Source organism: Acinetobacter sp. T_3_1, assembly GCF_025377055.1.
GTDB lineage: Bacteria > Pseudomonadota > Gammaproteobacteria > Pseudomonadales > Moraxellaceae > Acinetobacter > Acinetobacter kookii.
In genome coordinates this window covers 300,081-319,303 of the sequence record NZ_JACHVD010000001.1, presented here as the reverse complement: position 1 = coordinate 319,303, position 19,223 = coordinate 300,081, and the positions used below count along the sequence as shown (strand labels likewise).

Genomic DNA, 19,223 nt, shown 5'->3' with positions numbered 1-19,223 from the left:
CTTTTTTGTGTCAGCGCGTAAAAAAACCGTCATAAAAATGACGGTTTTGCAAAATTCTTATTGAAGAGGGAAATATAACTTGAAAGTTATTTCCATTTTACTGCCTGGACTTCAGGTTTTTTCGGAACCTGTTCTTCATTTGCAGCACAGCCACAGCTCCCTCCGCAACCTGAAACCATCGCCGGCTTTAACCACTTCGCCAACGCTGTCCAGCCTTGCTTTGCACAGTACTGGGACAGTGCCGTGAAGACCGAGTTTGATGTTCGGGGAAAAACTTTCTTGAACACCACGACAGCACTCCAAAGGACCAAAGCAGCCACTATCAGAATTTCAATCATTTCAGTCTCCTTTCACAGCCTTAAATCACACTATCCAAAGTAATGTGAAGCAATTTGATAGGTCAGGAATGACATCAGATATGCCAGACCAAACAGGTAAAGAGTCATAAAAGACATGGTTTTCCACGACCCTGTTTCACGGCGTACCGTGGCCAGCGTCGCCAAACAATGCGGCGCATAGATAAACCAGACCAGCAGGGACAAACCGGTCGCCAATGACCAGCCCAGTTCACCTGTACTACCAATAATAGAGGCCAGACCCTGTGACATGGCATCCTCATCTACCGCAGAAAGTGCATATACGGTACCCAGTGCAGCCACCACCACTTCACGAGCCGCCATCGCCGGAATTAAAGCAATGCAGATTTGCCAGTTAAAGCCCAGTGGGGCAAAAATTGGCTGCATCAAATGACCCAGCATCCCTGCAAAGGAATAGTCAATTGCCGGGGCAGTCGCACCTTCCGGAGCTTGCGGGAAGGTACACAGAAACCACAGTAAAATAGACAGGGCAAAGATGATGCCACCGACACGTTTCAGGAAGATCTTGGCGCGATCCAGCAAGCCAATCCAGACGCTTCTGATATCGGGGAAACGGTAGCTTGGCAATTCCATTAACAACATATGCTGTGATTTGTCTTTCTGGAAAAATTTCAGCACGGTTGCCACAACCAAGGCACTGACAATCCCGGCCATATATAGGCCAAACAGCACCAAACCTTGTAAATTGAATATGCCCCAGACCATTTTTTCAGGGATAAAAGCCGCAATCAGCAAGGCATACACCGGCAAACGGGCCGAACAGGTCATCAGCGGTGCCACAAAAATGGTGGTTAAACGGTCACGCGGATCACTGATGCTGCGGGTGGCCATAATGCCCGGCACCGCGCAGGCAAAGCTGGACAGTAATGGAATAAAAGCACGACCTGACAGACCGGCTTTAAACATCAGCTTATCCAGCAAAAATGCTGCACGTGGCAGGTAACCCGATTCTTCCAGCACCAAAATGAAAAAGAACAGGATTAAAATCTGCGGCAGAAACACCACAACACCACCGGCACCGGCAATGATTCCATCCACCACCAGACTATTTAGCAATGGATGAGCTATATACTCACCCACGGTCTCTCCCAACCATCCGAAGGCTGCTTCAATACCATCCATGAAGGGGGCTGCCCAGGCAAATACCGCCTGGAACACAACAAACATCATCAAGGCCAGACTGACCAGACCTAAAACAGGATGCAAAAATATTTTATCGAGGAAATCTGAACGTTTATCTTCCTGCTCTACCGAATGCACTACATCATGCAAAATGGTTTCAATCTTATGATGGCTGCTGCCGCTTAAACCGCTGAGTTCGGTATGTGGCGTTGAATATTTACCTTGATCCAGCGCATTCATCAGGTTTTCAATGCCTGCATTACGGACGGCCACGGTTTCCACGACTGGAATGCCAAGACGCTCTGACAATTTCTGGGTATTAATTTGCATACCACGACGGCGCGCTTCATCCATCATGTTCAATACCAGTAAAATCGGACGGCCCAGCTCAATCATTTCCAGAACCAGACCCAGATGCAGTTTCAGGTTAGTCGCATCGACCACACACAGGAATGCATCTTGCTGGCCTTCTTCTGCAATTTTGCCTTGTACCACATCGCGGGTAATCGCTTCATCCGGACTGGTTGCATCCAGACTATAAGTTCCCGGCAAATCCAGCACGCGTACAGCTCGCGCTGAAGGTAAAGTAAACTGACCCACTTTACGTTCAACCGTGACCCCGGCATAGTTGGCTACTTTTTGTCTTGTTCCGGTTAAATGGTTGAATAATGATGTTTTACCACAGTTAGGGTTACCTACAAGGGCAATACGTAGCGCATCACTCATGCAGTGATCCCCTCTTCAATTTCAATCTTTTCAGCTTCAACTTTGCGCAGTGCGAAACGGGTAAATCCCACCTGAATCAGGATAGGATCACCCCCAAAAATACCTTTGGTAATGACCTGAACTTTTGTTCCCGGTACAAAACCTAAAGTTTCTAAACGACTCGCCACCAGATCAGTCTGAGCTGTATCATCATCCAAAGTACGATTCACTTTGCGAATGATGGCCGTTTGTTTCACTTTCAAATCAGATAATCGCACCGCATCTAATCCTAAAATATTTGCTACAGTATACAAACAAATGAGAATAATTACCAAGTAAGGTTTATTCCAATTCTCATCTTGTGTGCCGTGTTCGACATTGCAAAAAAATTGGTCTACATTGATGCAGGCCAAGAAAAACTTGGATTTTTCATTCAATGTAGAAGTGACATGCTCAATAAAAAGCCGCGTATTCCTGCACCCGTCAACATTCCGGAACATTTAAGTTTTTTACAGGGCTTTCGGGATTACTTAATTGCCCAAACTGTCAGTCCGCATACTCGCAACGCTTATCTGTCTGATTTAATTCAATGTAGTGAATGCAAGGCTATTTCGATGCAGGACTGGAACAGTGATGACATTGCCGATGTGTTACTGAGCCTGACCAAACAGGGCAAAAGCCCGCGCTCGATTGCCCGCTCGCTTTCTGCACTGCGCTCCTTTTATAAATTTTTGCGTGAACAGAAATTACGCAGCGATAATCCGGTCGCGACCCATAAAACACCTAAAATTGGTCGGGCCTTGCCTAAAGATTTATCTGAAGCCGATGTTGAAGCCTTGATTAACGCGCCCGACATTAATACGGCACTGGGCTTACGTGACCGGGCGATGTTTGAAGTGCTGTATGCCTGCGGGCTGCGGGTATCTGAATTACTGAATTTAAGACTGGAACTGATTAATTTAAAACAGGGTTATTTGCGTATTGTAGGCAAAGGCAATAAGGAACGTCTGGTGCCTTTGGGACAGGTCGCTTGCGAATGGATTGAAAAGTATCTGCATGAAGCACGTGCCAGCCTTTATAAGTCCGCCACCGACTATGTGTTTTTAACCCAGCATGGCGGCATCATGAGCCGGCAAAATTTCTGGTACGCCATTAAGCGCTATGCACTGCAAGCCGGAATTCAGGCCGAACTTTCGCCGCATACCTTGCGTCATGCTTTTGCCACCCATTTGCTCAATCATGGTGCCGACTTGCGTGTGGTCCAGATGCTGCTTGGGCATAGTGATCTGTCCACCACGCAAATTTATACCCACGTGGCTCAGGTTCGCATGCAACAGTTACATGCCACTTATCACCCACGCGCTTAACGGCAGCAAATATCAGACCAAGAAATTTTATCGCAGGCATTTTTTTTTGTTATGCTTACTCACCTGTTTTTTATACCTACAAGAAAGGGTTGTTTATGTTATTTACCCGTTCAAAAATTTTTCTCGCATGTACACTTGCTGCAGGCTTGGGATTAACGGCCTGCTCCAATTCGAATAATGATGAAAAAAAACAAAGTACTTTAACCGCTAGTGCACCTGCAACCGGGGAAGCATCCAACCTTTCAGAACGCAATGCGCAGCAGAGGCTGATCAATACGCTGCAGCAGCACTTCAAGAAAGCCAATATCAATGCCAAAATTTTAAACATTAAGGCGACCGAGGTTCCCAATCTGTATTGGGTCAACCTGGAAGGCATGTCCTCTGTCTATGCCACTGCCGATGGCAAATACATTATTCAGGGTGACGTGCTGCGTCTAGGCGACAGTAAAATTCACAATGTCAGTGAAAGCCTGCAATCCGAAGCCAATAAAAAGCTGCTGGCCAACTTAAAAGCCGAAGACTTGCTGATTTATAAAGCGCAAGGTAAAACCAAACATGTCGTGTATGTGTTTACCGATGTCAGCTGTCCGTATTGCCATAAACTGCATGAGCATATGAGCGAAATTAATGCCAAGGGCATCGAAGTACGCTATATCGCCTGGCCACGTGGTGAGCAGTTCATGCCAGCCATGGAAAGCGTGTGGTGTAGTGAAGACCGTCAGGCGGCTTTTGACCAGGCCATTGCCGGTACACCGCTTGCTCCAGCGACCTGTAAGAATCCGGTCAGAGATCAATATCAGCTGGGGCTGAATATGGGCGTCAATGGCACTCCTGCGATTTATAATAGCGAGGGTGTTTATCTGGGTGGATATCTATCGCCTGAAGAATTGGTAGAGCGTTTAAATAACTAATTTTTATAAGTTCGTTTACTAAATTTAATAGGTAGAGATAAAGTGATTTCTACCCTAGAGTCTGGCCGTTTTTTTAGCTATGATCTAGATTCGCTTAAAGTTGAATACATATTTGGAGTGTGACGTGAAACCAGTTCGTCTGGCAATCCTCGGTCTAGGTACTGTGGGTGGTGGTGCCCTTAAACTACTAAAAGAAAATGCTGCTGAGATTAAACGTCGCACCGGTCGTGAAATTGAGATTACCCATGTCGGTACTCGTCGCCCTCGTCCTGATCTGGATTTGCCTGCTTCAGCGAAGCAAAGTGCTGATCTGCTCGATATCGTTCGTCAACCGGATGTCGATGTTGTGGTAGAAGTCATGGGCGGCATTCACCCTGCTTATGAAGTCATCATGGAAGCGATGAAACACGGCAAGCACATTGTGACGGCCAACAAGGCCCTGCTTGCTGAACATGGCAATGAGCTGTTTAAAGCAGCCGAAGACCATGCCGTGCAAATTGCCTATGAAGCAGCCGTTGCCGGCGGTATTCCAATTATTAAAGTGATTCGTGAAGGCTTGGCGGCCAACAAGATTGACTGGCTGGCTGGCATTATTAATGGTACAGGCAACTTCATTTTAAGTGAAATGCGTGAAAAAGGTCGTGCTTTTGCAGACGTGCTGAAAGAAGCACAGGAACTGGGTTATGCTGAAGCCGATCCAACCTTTGACGTGGAAGGCATTGATGCCGCACATAAACTGACCATTCTGGCTTCATGTGCTTTTGGTATTCCGCTACAGTTCGACAAAGTCTTCACTGAAGGCATCAGCAAAGTGACTGCTCAAGATGTAAAATATGCAGAAGACTTGGGCTTCCGTATCAAACATTTGGGTATTGCAAGACGCACTGATACCGGGATTGAATTACGTGTCCACCCGACCCTGATTCCGGAAGACCAATTGATTGCTAATGTTAATGGCGTGAAAAATGCTGTGCTGGTTCAAGCCAATGCAGTCGGTCCAACACTGTATTACGGTGCGGGTGCAGGTGCAGGACCAACAGCTTCTGCTGTGGTCGCTGATGTGGTCGATATTGTCCGTGACATCATCTATACAGAAGATGGTGCCGGCACCATTCCACAGCTTGCGTTTGAAGCTCTGACCGATTTACCCATTCTGCCACGTGAAGAAATGACCACGGGCTATTACATCCGCATTAATGCCGAAGATCAAACCGGCGTTCTGGCCGATGTCACCACCATTTTAAGCCGTGCCGGCATTAGCATTGACGCGATCATGCAGCAGCCGCGCTTAAAAGACCTTATTCCTATCGTGATTCTGACTGATCCAGTCAAGGAATCAAAAATGGATGAAGCCCTTCAGCAAATTCAAGCATTGCCCGTCATTCATGGCGAAATTGTACGAATTCGTTTAGAATCGCTTGATAATTAATCGGGTCGAGGGGAGTATTTCAACTCCTCTCGCCAAGCTCTACACACAATTGGAACATCATCATGTCTAATGCCAATCGTTATACTGGTTTAGTTGACCGCTATCGCGACCGTTTACCAGTGTCTGCAACAACTCGCGCAATCTCTTTAGGCGAAGGCAACACGCCACTGATCAAGCTTGAGAATATTCCTCGCATTATTGGCAAAAATGTTGAAATTTATGTGAAGTACGAGGGCTTAAACCCGACTGGTTCATTTAAAGACCGTGGTATGACCATGGCGGTAACGAAAGCGGTTGAAGAAGGCTCTAAAGCCATTATCTGTGCGTCTACGGGTAACACTTCTGCGGCTGCAGCTGCTTATGCTGCACGTGCCGGCATCAAGGCGTTCGTACTTATTCCTGAAGGCAAAATTGCCATGGGTAAAATGGCACAAGCGATGATGTACGGTGCAGTCACCATGCAAATCCGCGGTAACTTCGATGACGGTATGCGTCTGGTAAAAGAAGTTGCTGACCAAGCGCCTGTGACCATCGTGAACTCAATCAACCCTTACCGTTTGCAAGGTCAAAAAACCATTGCTTATGAAATCGTGGATGAGTTAGGCCGTGCGCCTGATTATCACTGCTTGCCTGTGGGTAACGCAGGTAACATCACTGCACACTGGATGGGTTATACCGAAGCGGTTGCCAACCAGCCTAAAGAGCAGTTTGAGCAAGTGGTTTATGATGCTGAAACTGATCAGTTCACCGGTCCTAAACCTGAAGGCTTGCCAACCATGGTCGGTTACCAGGCATCTGGAGCTGCGCCGTTCCTGCGTGGTGCACCGGTTGAAAACCCTGAAACAGTGGCAACTGCTATTCGTATTGGTAACCCGCAAAGCTGGAACCATGCCAAAGCAGTGGTACGTGATTCAAATGGCTGGTTCGATGAACTTCAAGATGCTGAAATTCTGGAAGCGCAGCGCCTACTTTCGATGTACGAAGGTGTATTCGTAGAACCTGCTTCTGCAGCGTCTATCGGTGGTGCGATTCGTGACATTAAAGCAGGTAAAATTGCTGAAGGTTCTGTCATTGTATGTACAGTAACCGGTAATGGTTTGAAAGACCCTGACACTGCCATCAAACAGTGCCAAGATGCTGTGATGCTGTCAATTGATGCCACCATGGATCAAGTTAAAGACTCTATTCTTTCTAATATGTAATGCATATTTAGACAGAATAAAAAAACCCTGCAATTGCAGGGTTTTTTATTTAGAAGCATTCAAACGTTGAGTAGATTTGAAAACTTCCCCAAATTCAGCTTTAAATACGCTTGGGTAACTGGCTGACCCAGGTCATTAAACGGGTTGCATCATTGGTACGTGCCGCAGAAGAATCTGCTCCAAGAAGTACAACCACCGCTGGACGGTTATTTAAAGTGGTATGCATTGCGACACAACGTCCTGCTTCATTGATATAACCGGTTTTTGAAATATTGATATTCCAGCCACCATTACGCACTAAGGCATTGGTATTATTCGATTTCAATACCCGGTAACCGAGGTTAAAGTCATAGCTTGGAGTGGTCGAGAACTGACGAATTAGACCGTATTGCGATGCCGTATTGACCAGAATACCGAGGTCACGCGCTGAAGATACATTACCTGGATGTAAACCAGTTGACTCTAGATAATGAGTGGAATGCATACCTAAGGCTTTAGCTTTGGCATTCATTGCAGAAATAAAAGCTGCACGGCCACCCGGGAAAGTGCGTGCCAATGCAGAAGCAGCAGGATTCTCAGACTTCATCAATGCAAATAACAGCGCCTCGGCTCGATTCATGCTGTCACCAGCACGCAGCGTCGAGCTTGAACTCTTGCAACCTGAACAAGAAAAATCCGCCTGCTGCAAAGTAATTTTCTCGGACATGTTTAAACGGGCATCTGCAATCACAACAGCAGTCATGAGCTTGGTCAGGGAAGCAATCGGAAAGGCAGTATTACTGTTTTTACTGTATAAAACCTCGCCTGTCTGGCCATCCATCACCAAAGCAGCACGGGCATTTATAGAAGGCTGATTGCCATAATTGGAATTGTTTAAAACCTGTACCGTTTTAGGTGCAGAATGAGTGACCCCAGCATTGGAACTGCGGACAGAAGTCGTGACTTTTGTTGAACCTTGCGGAGAGACTTCTTCAGCCGAAGCATCACCGTTTAATAATTGACTCACATCTTCAGAGGACCAGTTCAACGTCGCTTGTCCCGTCCCTTTAGAAGTGTCCATCACCAGCTCTGCAAAACTGGTTGAACTCATGCTTAGCAGCATTGACATGCCTAGCACATGTATTACAGATTTTTTCGAATTTTTCACGGTGATTTACTCAACTCAAGGAGGCAATATACATTTGTATATTTTCTCAAAAATGCTTACATTTAGACACAAAGACCAACACTTTTAGTTGCTCACAACATTGTGTATAACATTTAATTGAAAGATATAGAATAGGATTGCTAATTTTGTCATTTCATTGCAAGCTTATTTTGCTTTATGTAACAAAAAAATGCTTTTTTTGATATGAGGGAGAATCAGGTGATCACAGTTTTAGTGGTAGATGACCATGAATTGGTACGTACTGGAATTTGCCGTATGCTCGAAGATCATGCGGATGTTCAAGTGATTGGTCAGGCTGAATCTGGTGAAGAAGCGATTAACTTGGTTCGTCATCATCATCCTAATGTCGTTTTGCTTGATGTCAACATGCCGGGCATTGGCGGGGTGGAAACGACCCGACGCCTATTGCAAACAGCACCTGAAACCAAAGTACTGGCCGTCAGTGGCCTGGCGGAAGAACCCTATCCTTCATTATTACTGAAAGCCGGGGCTAAAGGCTATATCACCAAAGGGGCGCCAGTCTCCGAAATGGTTCGCGCCATCAACAAGGTCATGCAGGGTGGAAAATATTTCAGCGCAGACATTGCTGAACAACTGGCCAGCTCCTATCTGTCCGACACCCAGCAGTCTCCTTTCGATGCCTTGTCGGAACGTGAAATGCAGGTCGCGATGATGGTGGTGAATTGTATTAGTGCCCAGGAAATTGCCGATAAACTTTTTGTCAGTGTCAAAACGGTAAACACTTACCGTTACCGCATCTTCGAAAAGCTGAATCTGGATAGTGATGTCAAATTGACCCATCTGGCTATCCGTTATGGACTGATTAAACCTTGATGCCCTTAGGCTTGCTAGAAGACCTGCATGACGCAACCGACCCAGACCTTTGAGTTTAACCAATATCATTTAGGCATTTGGTATAGTACTTATAGACTCATTATTGCGACCAGTCTTCTGCTGATTTTTTTGTTAACTTATCAGCGTTTAAATACCGATTATCACTATCCACAGCTTTATCTTTACGCCCTGATAGGTTATGTATCAATCAGCTGTATCCAGTTAATCACGCTAAAAAGCATAAGTTTAAAAATTACTCAGCAACTCCCCCTGTTATTTGTTGTCGATGTTATTGCTTTAAGCTTGCTCACCTTGGCGGTAGATGGCCCGAACCTGCAATTGAGTTTGCTGTTTGTGATTACTATCTTCGCCGCCTCGTTATTACTTAATGCCCAAAAGGCGCTGATCATTACCTTGATTGCCGTGATCAGCGTGATTTATCAGCTTTTTATAGGCAGTATTTTTGATTTTTCTTCACTGAATAATATTGGCAATAGTGCGGTATTGGCCTTTCTGTTTTTAGTGGTGTATGGCAGTGGTCAAATTGCGGTAAAACGCTTTCAAATCCTTGAAAATTTAAATTTTTCGCAGTCTTTAGAATTAAACCGACTGCAAAACCTGAATCGCTATATTCTGGAACAGATCGAACTCGGTTACCTGGTTTTAGATGAAAACTGTCATATTGTGCTGAGCAATCCTGCTGCCTGCCTGCTTTTAGGCATTCCTCCACTGTATGCCTATGACAAATATCCCTTATATAAGGCACAGCCGGATTTATTTGAATTGCTTAAATTTGATCAACTGCAAGACGGAGAAAAATTTCAGTTTGAATCGCAGCTCAGCCATTATCATATGCATATTGAAGTGCAAAAGCTCATGGTGCCACAACAAACCCTGACGCTACTGGTATTGCAGGATGCCACCAAGCTCAATCAACGTGTCCAACAATTAAAACTTGCGGCACTCGGACAATTGTCCGCCAGTATTGCCCATGAAATTCGCAATCCTTTAGCCGCCATTGTTCAGGCCAATGAACTTTTGATTGATAGCGACTCGCATCAACAGGCAACCTTAAGCCGGATGATTTCGAAACAGACACAGCGGATTGACCGGATTATACAAGACACCCTGAATATGGTGCGCAATAAAGAAACCCATCCCTCAACCATTGAGCTGAAACAGTTTATTCCCTTACTCATTCAGGAAGATTTGGCTGATATTGCGACCCAAATTAAATATACTGTTCACAGTAATATTTTTGTTCATTTTGACGAGGCACAACTTCGTCAAGTGCTGATTAACCTGATTCGCAATGCCATTCGACACAATTCCCCAGAACATTCACATATCGAATTGAATGTTAACTTACATGAAGCCAATGTGCGCATTGATGTTCGTGATTTTGGGGCGGGCGTTGCTTCCAAGGACTTGGCTAATTTGTTTCAACCTTTTTTTAGTACCGAAATCACGGGAACTGGTTTAGGATTATACTTATCACATAGTTTTTGCGAAGCCAACCAGGCAAAACTGAACTATGTAAAACAAGAACAGGGAGCATGCTTTCGAATAGAATGCCTGCGAGTCGCTTTATAAATGAAAATTGCTGGGGTGTATTGTGGAACAACAACCACTTGTTTTATTGGTGGATGATGAGGAAGACTTGTGTACCCTCATGCAAATGTCTTTATCCCGGATCGGGATTAAAACCCATATCGCCTATCGTCTTGAACAGGCCAAAAAATTCTTGTCTGAATACCGCTATGATGCCTGTTTAACCGATTTAAATTTACCGGACGGCAATGGCCTGCAACTGGTGGAATGGATTAACCAACATTATCCATCCATACCCGTGGCGGTACTGACCGCATATGGCAATATGGAAATTGCCATCGCAGCACTTAAAGCGGGTGCCTTCGATTTTGTTAGCAAACCCGTGAATCAGAAGCATCTGGAACAGCTCCTGCAAAAAGCCTTCAACAAACCACAAGAACTGTTGCAGATCAAGGAAGATAGTCTGGAGCAAAAATTGCTGGTCGGACAATCCCTGCCGATTCAACAGTTACGGGTGACCTTAAATAAAATTGCCCGCTCTCAGGCACCCGTCTTTATTACCGGTGAATCCGGAACGGGAAAAGAAGTCATTGCCAATCTGGTGCATCGCCTCAGTAACCGCAATGAAGGCCCTTTTATTGCCATTAACTGCGGAGCCATCCCGACTGAATTAATGGAAAGCGAACTGTTTGGGCATAAAAAAGGCAGCTTTACCGGTGCCACTCAGGACAAACAGGGTCTGATTCAATCTGCCCACGGCGGCAGTTTGTTTCTGGATGAAATTGCTGAACTGCCTTTAAGTATGCAGGTTAAACTGCTGCGTGCCGTACAGGAAAAACGGATTCGTCCAGTCGGTTCAGACTGTGAAATTGATGTCGATTTCCGCGTGATTAGTGCCAGCCATCAGGATCTGGAAGCCCTGGTTCAGCAAGGCCGCTTTAGACAGGACTTGTTCTTCCGTATCCATGTCATGGATCTGGTGTTGCCTCCACTGCGTGAACGCGGTGACGATATCATTTTATTGGCCCATCACTTTATTCAGAAAATTTCTCAGGAATGGGCTATTCCGCAAAAACAGCTGACTGATCGTGCGAAAAGCTTTTTACTGAGTCAATATTATCCCGGCAATGTGCGTGAACTGCGCAATATCATTGAACGTGCGATTACCTTAAGCGATGATGAAATCATCGACTTGCAACACTTGCAAAGCGCACCTTTACGCTATCCTACTGCGGCAGCACCAGAGATAACGGAAGACCAGCACAGCTTGCGCAGTGACATCCTGATATCTTCCAAGAAATTGCCTGATGAAGGTCTGGAGCTTTATCTGGAAAATATTGAAAAAGATATTTTACTCAATGCACTGAATTTAACCCATTGGAACAGGACCCTGGCAGCCAAGAAGCTGGGCATGTCTTTCCGTTCCTTGCGTTATCGTCTGAAGAAATTTGGTTTAGATACCGACGAGGACTAGGCTATTTTTTAAGGATTAGGCCGTTTTATTTATGGCTTAAAATGATCTCTGCAACATGTTCCAGATAGTTTTCTTCTTTCATGTCATGTTGCAGCAGATAGGGTTGATTGGGCTGAATCCCCACCCCCTCAATCATTTGCCCTTTAGGGGTGTAGTAATGCGATACCGTCATCTGTAAAGCCGCGCCATTGGAAAGTGGAAACAGTTTTTGCACTACGCCCTTTCCATAGCTTTTATCACCCACCACCCAGGCACGGCCATGATCTTTCAACGCTGCAGTAAACACTTCAGCAGCAGAAGCAGAACGGTTATTGATTAAAATACCCAACTTTAAATTCTGAAATTCAAAACTGGGTAAGGCCTGAAACTGCTGGTCGCCTTCAGAACGGCTTTTGGTCGAAACGATGATGCCCTGATTCAAAAAAAGATCGGCCGATTCAACCGCAGCAGACAACAATCCGCCCGGGTTATTTCTTAAATCCAGCAATACCGCTTTCAAGCGTGAAGAAGAATGCTCTTCAATCAGGCGTTTGATTTCATTGGCTGTATCTTGCTGAAATACCTTGACTTTGATCACCAGCACCTGATTATGCAGCAGGGTTGCCTGAATATCGGTTTCTATTTTTTTATTACGGACTAAAATCAGCGGCTTGCTACTTGGTGCCAGCTGTAAACTTAAGGTAGAGCCAATCGAACCATTCAGCAAGCTGTTCACCTGATCATGATTGAATTTTTTCAGTTCCTGATCATCAATCTTAAAAACACTGACCCCATTGCGCAAACCTTGCTTGGCTGAATCCGCATTTTCCTTTAATCTTCGAATGACCCATTGATGCAACTGTGAGTCATAAGCCAGTTCAAAATCGACAGAGGCGATATCACCTTCGGTATATTGTAACAGCTGCTTATAATCTTCTGGACTTAAATAACGGGAATAACGATCCAGGCCACTGACCAGACCTTTAATGGCCTGTTGAAACAAGGCTTCATCATTTTTGGCATCGACATAATTTTCTTTGACAATGCTGTAAATCTGCACGAACTGCTGAATTGATTCCACCGGAACTTCAGCATAATTCTGTTCCACTTCATCATCAAAATCTAGAACTGGCTGAACCTTGCCTTTTACCGCGGCAAGGGCGGAATGGCTCACACACATGAATAACGTTGTTAAAATGACAACCTTGTTCCAGCGCTGTAAAGCCATCCATCCACCTGTTTATACGAAAATTTTTATGATTTTAAAGTAATCAAATTACGACCTTGCATTTCTGCAGGTACAGGAATTTGCATGAGATTCAACAATGTCGGTGCGACATCTGCAAGCACCCCCCCTTCAGCAATCGTGGCAGAAGTCGGGCCTGCATAGATAAACGGAACCAGTTCAGTGGTATGTTGGGTATGTACCTGACCGCTCTGGTAGTCCTGCATTTGCTCTACATTACCATGATCGGCAGTAATCAGCATATGACCTTTTTGTGCCATCACCGCTTCATAAACACGGCCCAGACAAGTATCCACCGCTTCCACTGCTTTCACTGCGGCATCAAATACACCGGTATGCCCAACCATATCACCATTGGCATAGTTCACCACCAAGAGGTCGTATTTACCTGAATTAATTGCAGCAACCAGTTCATCAGTCACCTCATAAGCACTCATTTCCGGTTTCAGGTCATAAGTCGCCACGCTTGGAGATGGAATCAGAATGCGTTTTTCACCCGGGTATTCATCTTCACGACCACCACTAAAGAAGAAGGTCACGTGGGCATATTTTTCTGTTTCCGCAATACGCAGCTGGGTTTTACCCAGACTGGATAAATACTCGCCAATCGAGTTTTTCAGCCCTTCCGGCATGTAAGCAACCGGCGCATCAATGGTCGCCTGGTAACGGGTCAGCATCACAAATTTAGACAGGCTTGGAACCACTTTACGCTCAAAACCGGCAAAGTCCTTTTCTACAAAGGCTTTAGTAATTTCACGCGCACGGTCGGCACGGAAATTCATGAACACTACACTGTCGCCATCCTGAATTTTCGCCACATCACCAATACGGGTCGCTTTGACAAATTCATCACTTTCTTCAGCTGCATACGCCTGTTCCAGACCTTCAACAGCTGTTGCAGCGGTACGTACGGCTTCACCTTCAGTCAGCAGACGGTAGGCCTGTTCTACACGATCCCAACGGTTGTCACGGTCCATGGCAAAATAACGGCCGATCAGGGTCGCAATACGACCCTGGCCCGGATATTGGGCAAATAACGCATCTAATTTTTCAAGCGAAGGCTGCGCACTTTTAGGCGGTGTATCGCGACCATCCAGAAAAGCATGCAGATAAACTTTGGCACTGCGTTTCAGTGCCAGTTCAGCCATGGCCACAATATGGTCTTCATGCGAATGCACGCCACCTTGCGACAGCAAGCCCATAATATGTACTGCACCATTTGCAGCTTTGGCTTTTTCAACGGCATCGACCAGCACTTCGTGCTCAAAAAAAGCACCGGTACGGATGTCTTTGGTAATACGAGTGAAATCCTGATACAGCACACGGCCTGCACCCAGGTTCATATGACCGACTTCAGAGTTGCCCATTTGACCATCAGGCAGGCCGACATCTTCACCTGAACCTGAAATCAAACCATGCGGATGCTTTTGTTGTATAGCAGTTAAATTAGGTCGTTTTGCTGCCAGGAAAGCATTGTCTTCGACCGCTTCGCGATGACCCACACCATCCATGATTACCAATACGTGAGGGATTTTGCCAGCAGTTGCATCCGTCATAATGAACACTCTTTTGTTTACAATTTCATCGTCATATCTTACCGAATTTTCGGTCAAGACTCTATGTGCAGATCATGACTAAAGCTGATCATGCACATTGTTTTTATCACTGTCGGGTCTGTTAACGTGCGCGGCGCAGTAAATAACCGCCGACCAGCATCATCAGCACAATCGGTACAAACACAAACCAGGCCGGCGAAGGTGAATAGACCAGACTTGCATAGCCCATAAAATCTTGCAGGTAGAAGAATCCCAGACCGATAAATAAGGCAATGACCAGACGGAAACCCATCGACTGTTGGCGTAAAGGACCAAAAATAAAGGAACAGGCAATCAGTACCAAGGCAATCAGCGCAAAAGGCGAAGCGACTTTTTGCCAGAATGCCAGCTGATAGGTTTTCGGCACCTGGCTATATTCATGCATGTAGCTCATGAAACTCACCAGCTGACTTGGAGATAAATCTTCCGGGTCAATGGTGACCATATGCACATATTTCGGTTGCAGGGCTAAAGCCAGCGGTAGCTGTGCTGTCTGTGCCAGAGTAGCATTGCCTTGAGGCAGAATATCTATCTGGGTTGCCTGCTGCAGCTTCCAGTCACCATCTTTAATGAACTGGCCCTGTTCCGCATTCAATACACCTTTCAGATAATAATTGTCATCAAAGTCGACCACCTGAACATGCTGAAGCTGGCCTTGTGCATTGGCATAATCAATATAAATAAAACGCTGACCTTCCCGGGTCCAGTAGCCCCTCACCTCGCCCAATGCACTGGTACTACGGTGATCCTTGACACTTTTGGCCTGTTCATTGGTATACGGAATCACCCACTCACTTAAGACAAAGGATAAAACCACCAGAATCAGCGCCGAACGGATGACCCAACCCACAATACGCCACAGGCTGATTCCCACCGAGCGCATCACCACCAGCTCACTATTGGAAGCCAGGGTGCCTAAACCCAGCACCGCACCAATCAGGGCAGAAATAGGTAAAATTTCATAAAGATAACGCGGTGCACCCCATAACACATAGAGAAATGCCTGCCAGGCTCCGTAGTTCTCGTTCAGTGAACCCAATTCACCCAAATAGGTAAACAGCACCTGTAAAACAGAGAGTACCGCGGTTGCCCCCAGCATGGCGAGTGCCGTGGTTTTGGTCACATGTTTGGCGACTATTCGACGTGCTAACATTTTAAGACCTCACCTGCTGAATTCGTTTCTTGATTTTGGGTGCCAGCTTCTGTTTGCGGGAAAACAGTGCTGCCGCAACAGCATAGGCCAGCAACACCAGAGGATAGGCCCATATGCCCATTTCATCTTTACTGATGCGCGTTTTAACCGCCATCAGGGCGACAATCAGGCTGGCAAAAATCAGTAAGGCCGGGAACAGTTTTAAATAACGTCCCTGACGCGGACTCACTTCACACAGGGCAATCGCCAGCATTAAGGCAGCCACAATGGAAAAGGGTACGAAGATCCGCCAGCCCAATTCACTCGCAACGACAGGGTCATTGCGGTTGGTCCAGAGCTTGGCAATTGGCAAGGCTTCCACTTCGGCGCTTTCAAATTTGGCTTCTTGATCATTTTCCAGACGTAAACGGTAAGACTGGAATTCGGCCTGGGTATACTTGGGGGTGCCGGGGAAAATCTCATAACGGCGCCCTTCTACCAAATCGACAATACTGGCGGTTTCATTGGCCACTTCAACACGGGTAGCTTCTTTGGCCAAAATCATGATGTCAGGTTTGCCCGGTTTCTGGGCACGCTGATAGAAAAACACATCTTTCAGATTTCGACGGTCTTCGGACAGGTCTCCGGCATAAATGGTATAGGGACCCGAGGAAATAAACTCTTTGGGACGGACCAGATCGAAACCGGTTCTCACTGCCTGCTTGGTAGTCAGCTCTTCAAACTGACGCAGTCCCCAAGGAGACATCCACACCATTAACACCGTTTGCACGGCAAGAAAAACCACCGTCAACGGAATCAGCAAACGTCCCAACTGGTTACGGCTGATGCCACTGCCATTCATGACCGCCATCTCATGATCGACATACAATCGGCCAAATACCAGCATCAAACCGATAAAGAAACCTAGTGGAAGAATTAAGGTTAAAAATTCCGGTAGCCGATAACCAATAATACTAAACAAAATACTGGCATCCAGACGGCCTTGTGCCGCAACACCAAAGTACTTGATCAGTCGACCACCCATCATAATTAAGGTCAATAAGGCAATTACCACCAAGGATGTAGACAGCACTTGCTTGACCAGATAACGCCGAATAATCAAATTAATTCTTCCAAAAAAAGGGCAAATAAAAACTAGCGCTAGTTTACCCGAATGGTGAAAATATAAAACCTATACTGTTGTTGCGCATTGAAACTCTATTCATAGAAATGTTTCAATGGTTTAATGGTTTGCAATCTTTCCAAGGCATGAATACAGCACATGAAACTGACAATTAATACGTCATTCCAAGAGAATGCATCTAGCCCATGTTTATTGATATTAGTAGATTCCGAGCAGCTTCAAAAGGCTTCTACCACTTATCAAATCAATAATTTAAATAGTTTAGTCGAAGCAGCACAATTCAAGGCGAGCCTAAGCGAATCTTTAGCCCTGATTGGGAAAGTGGCGGCCTGTACCAATACCACGCTGATTGGCTTGGATAAAGCCGCTGAAATTCAGCCGGCTAAATTAGCAAAAATCGCACAAACCATTATCAAAGCATCACAAAAAAAATTCAAACAGATCAGCATTGATATTTCTGCCCTAGCCCCTGAACAGCATTATTTGTTTGCACTGGCGCTGACTCAGGCCAGTTACGCATTTGACGAATACAAATCAAAGAAAAATGAATTTGTGCTTGAAGAAATTCATCTGATTGCCGACAACAGCACCTTAAACCCGCAACAGTTATCTTTGATTCATGCGGTACAATCCGGCCAAAATTTGGCCCGCGATTTAGGCAACCGTCCAGGCAATATCTGTTTTCCTGAATATCTGGCTGAACAGGCCCAAACCTTGGCAGCACAATATCCGGACTTACTGAAAGTGACCGTGATTAATGAACAGCAAATGGCCGACTTGGGCATGAATGCCTTCCTGGCCGTGAGCAAAGGTTCAGACCGTCCGGGCCGTGTCATTACCCTGGAATATAAAGCCCATACCGAACAGGCACCTGTGGTACTGGTCGGTAAAGGCGTAACCTTTGATACCGGCGGTATTTCCCTGAAACCGGGTCTGGGCATGGATGAAATGAAATTCGACATGTGCGGCGCAGCATCCGTTCTCGGCACCATGCGTGCATTATGTGAGGCCAAACTGCCGATTCATGTGGTCGGTGCCATCGCCGCTGCGGAAAACATGCCTTCAGGTCATGCGACCCGTCCGGGTGATATCGTGACCAGCATGAGCGGACAAACGATCGAAATTTTAAATACCGATGCGGAAGGCCGTTTGGTGCTATGTGATACCTTAACTTACATCCAACGCTTTAATCCGGCGCTGGTGATTGATATTGCCACCTTGACCGGTGCCTGTGTGGTGGCCCTGGGTTCAGTATTGTCAGGTTTATTTACGCCAGATGATGAATTGGCTGCCGAAATTAGCGCTGCAGGCCAGGCTTCATTTGACCGGGTATGGCGCATGCCGGTGATTGAGGATTATCAGGAGCAGCTGGATTCTCCATTTGCCGATATTGCCAATATCGGTGGACCGAAAGCCGGTTCCGTGACGGCTGCATGTTTCTTGCAACGTTTTACCCGTGAATATCGCTGGGCACATTTAGACGTTGCCGGTACGGCATGGAACTCAGGTACGGCCAAAGGTGCAACCGGCCGTCCTGTACCGCTATTGGTTCAATTCCTGGCAAACCGTGCGCAGTCGAATGGCTAAAGTCAGCTTTTACCTGTTTGAAAAAAGCAATGAACGGCAAGTGCAAAGCACTTGCCGTTTGTGCCGCAAGATTCTGAAACAGCCGGCACAGATCTGGTTGTATTGCGACAATACCGACTTGCAGCAGCAGCTCGATGAACAGTTGTGGACTTTTGACCCCGGCAGTTTCATTCCGCATGGCATTGACCAGGAACAGGCCACTATTTGCATTTCATCCCGGCTGCCGCAACAGCCTGACTGGATTGTGTTTAATTTTAACAATCAAGCCCTTGAACAGATTGATAAATTTAGTCACATTATAGAAATCATCGAAAATAATGAATCAGCAAAACAACTGGGTCGTGAAAAATTTAAACAATATCGACGCTTAGGTATTGAGCCGCGAACGTTCAAGCTTTAG

The 19,223-nt window shown here is 46.0% G+C and carries 17 protein-coding genes; 9 read left to right on the top strand and 8 right to left on the bottom strand.

The window, feature by feature from the left end:
- Positions 1-86: 86 nt before the first annotated feature.
- The 3 genes from H4I94_RS01350 to H4I94_RS01340 are packed head-to-tail and all read right to left on the bottom strand — an operon-like array spanning position 87 to position 2,482.
- Positions 87-338, bottom strand: a complete 252-nt coding sequence (locus H4I94_RS01350; protein WP_131272979.1) for a DUF6587 family protein — start codon at positions 336-338, stop codon at positions 87-89.
- A 30-nt stretch (positions 339-368) separates the two neighbouring features.
- Positions 369-2,225, bottom strand: a complete 1,857-nt coding sequence (locus H4I94_RS01345) for a ferrous iron transporter B (protein ID WP_092819199.1) — start codon at positions 2,223-2,225, stop codon at positions 369-371.
- On the bottom strand, positions 2,222-2,482 hold the full coding sequence (locus H4I94_RS01340) for a ferrous iron transport protein A (protein WP_092819248.1): 261 nt from the start codon (positions 2,480-2,482) through the stop codon (positions 2,222-2,224). Before H4I94_RS01340 ends, H4I94_RS01345 begins: the two co-directional genes overlap by 4 nt.
- Positions 2,483-2,653: 171 nt before the next feature.
- Between H4I94_RS01340 and xerD the strand changes: the two genes are divergently transcribed.
- The 4 genes from xerD (at position 2,654) to thrC (ending at position 7,113) form a co-directional block, all read left to right on the top strand.
- Positions 2,654-3,571, top strand: a complete 918-nt coding sequence (gene xerD, locus H4I94_RS01335; protein ID WP_261181125.1) for a site-specific tyrosine recombinase XerD — start codon at positions 2,654-2,656, stop codon at positions 3,569-3,571.
- Positions 3,572-3,666: 95 nt separating this feature from the next.
- Positions 3,667-4,482, top strand: a complete 816-nt coding sequence (locus H4I94_RS01330) for a DsbC family protein (RefSeq protein ID WP_092819201.1) — start codon at positions 3,667-3,669, stop codon at positions 4,480-4,482.
- Between the two features lie 124 nt (positions 4,483-4,606).
- The gene (locus tag H4I94_RS01325; protein WP_092819202.1) at positions 4,607-5,911 is read left to right on the top strand and encodes a homoserine dehydrogenase; all 1,305 of its coding nucleotides are present in this window, start codon (positions 4,607-4,609) and stop codon (positions 5,909-5,911) included.
- 62 nt (positions 5,912-5,973) lie between these two features.
- Positions 5,974-7,113, top strand: a complete 1,140-nt coding sequence (thrC, locus tag H4I94_RS01320) for a threonine synthase (protein ID WP_131272982.1) — start codon at positions 5,974-5,976, stop codon at positions 7,111-7,113.
- Between the two features lie 100 nt (positions 7,114-7,213).
- Here thrC and H4I94_RS01315 read toward each other — a convergent pair whose 3' ends face one another.
- Entirely contained in the window at positions 7,214-8,260 is a 1,047-nt protein-coding gene (locus tag H4I94_RS01315; protein WP_261181123.1) for a serine hydrolase, read from the bottom strand.
- 219 nt (positions 8,261-8,479) lie between these two features.
- On the opposite strand from H4I94_RS01315, the gene H4I94_RS01310 reads away from it, so the two are divergent.
- From H4I94_RS01310 to H4I94_RS01300, 3 genes are read left to right on the top strand one after another with little or no spacing between them, the layout of a single operon-like run.
- Positions 8,480-9,115: a response regulator gene (locus H4I94_RS01310; RefSeq protein WP_092819249.1), complete on the top strand. Its 636-nt coding sequence runs from the start codon at positions 8,480-8,482 to the stop codon at positions 9,113-9,115.
- 27 nt (positions 9,116-9,142) lie between these two features.
- Complete coding sequence (locus H4I94_RS01305; RefSeq protein WP_261181122.1) at positions 9,143-10,708, top strand: sensor histidine kinase; 1,566 nt, start codon at positions 9,143-9,145, stop codon at positions 10,706-10,708.
- A gap of 19 nt (positions 10,709-10,727) precedes the next feature.
- Positions 10,728-12,140, top strand: coding sequence for a sigma-54-dependent transcriptional regulator (locus H4I94_RS01300; RefSeq protein ID WP_261181333.1), 1,413 nt, complete (start codon positions 10,728-10,730; stop codon positions 12,138-12,140).
- A 25-nt stretch (positions 12,141-12,165) separates the two neighbouring features.
- Here the strand turns inward: H4I94_RS01300 and H4I94_RS01295 are convergent, their stop codons facing one another.
- The 4 genes from H4I94_RS01295 to lptF form a co-directional block, all read right to left on the bottom strand.
- Positions 12,166-13,347 carry a S41 family peptidase gene (locus H4I94_RS01295; RefSeq protein ID WP_261181121.1) on the bottom strand — a complete coding sequence of 394 codons (1,182 nt, stop codon included), beginning with the start codon at positions 13,345-13,347 and terminating at the stop codon, positions 12,166-12,168.
- Between the two features lie 26 nt (positions 13,348-13,373).
- Positions 13,374-14,921 (bottom strand): 2,3-bisphosphoglycerate-independent phosphoglycerate mutase, encoded by a 1,548-nt coding sequence (gene gpmI / locus H4I94_RS01290; RefSeq protein WP_092819208.1) that lies wholly within the window; start codon positions 14,919-14,921, stop codon positions 13,374-13,376.
- A 121-nt stretch (positions 14,922-15,042) separates the two neighbouring features.
- Positions 15,043-16,113, bottom strand: coding sequence for an LPS export ABC transporter permease LptG (gene lptG, locus H4I94_RS01285; protein ID WP_261181120.1), 1,071 nt, complete (start codon positions 16,111-16,113; stop codon positions 15,043-15,045).
- A gap of 1 nt (position 16,114) precedes the next feature.
- Complete coding sequence (gene lptF, locus H4I94_RS01280) at positions 16,115-17,215, bottom strand: LPS export ABC transporter permease LptF (protein WP_092819210.1); 1,101 nt, start codon at positions 17,213-17,215, stop codon at positions 16,115-16,117.
- Positions 17,216-17,374: 159 nt separating this feature from the next.
- Here lptF and H4I94_RS01275 point away from each other — a divergent pair, with 159 nt between their 5' ends.
- Positions 17,375-18,823, top strand: a complete 1,449-nt coding sequence (locus H4I94_RS01275; protein ID WP_261181118.1) for a leucyl aminopeptidase — start codon at positions 17,375-17,377, stop codon at positions 18,821-18,823.
- Entirely contained in the window at positions 18,816-19,223 is a 408-nt protein-coding gene (locus tag H4I94_RS01270) for a DNA polymerase III subunit chi (RefSeq protein WP_131272989.1), read from the top strand. The genes H4I94_RS01275 and H4I94_RS01270 overlap by 8 nt, the downstream gene beginning before the upstream one ends.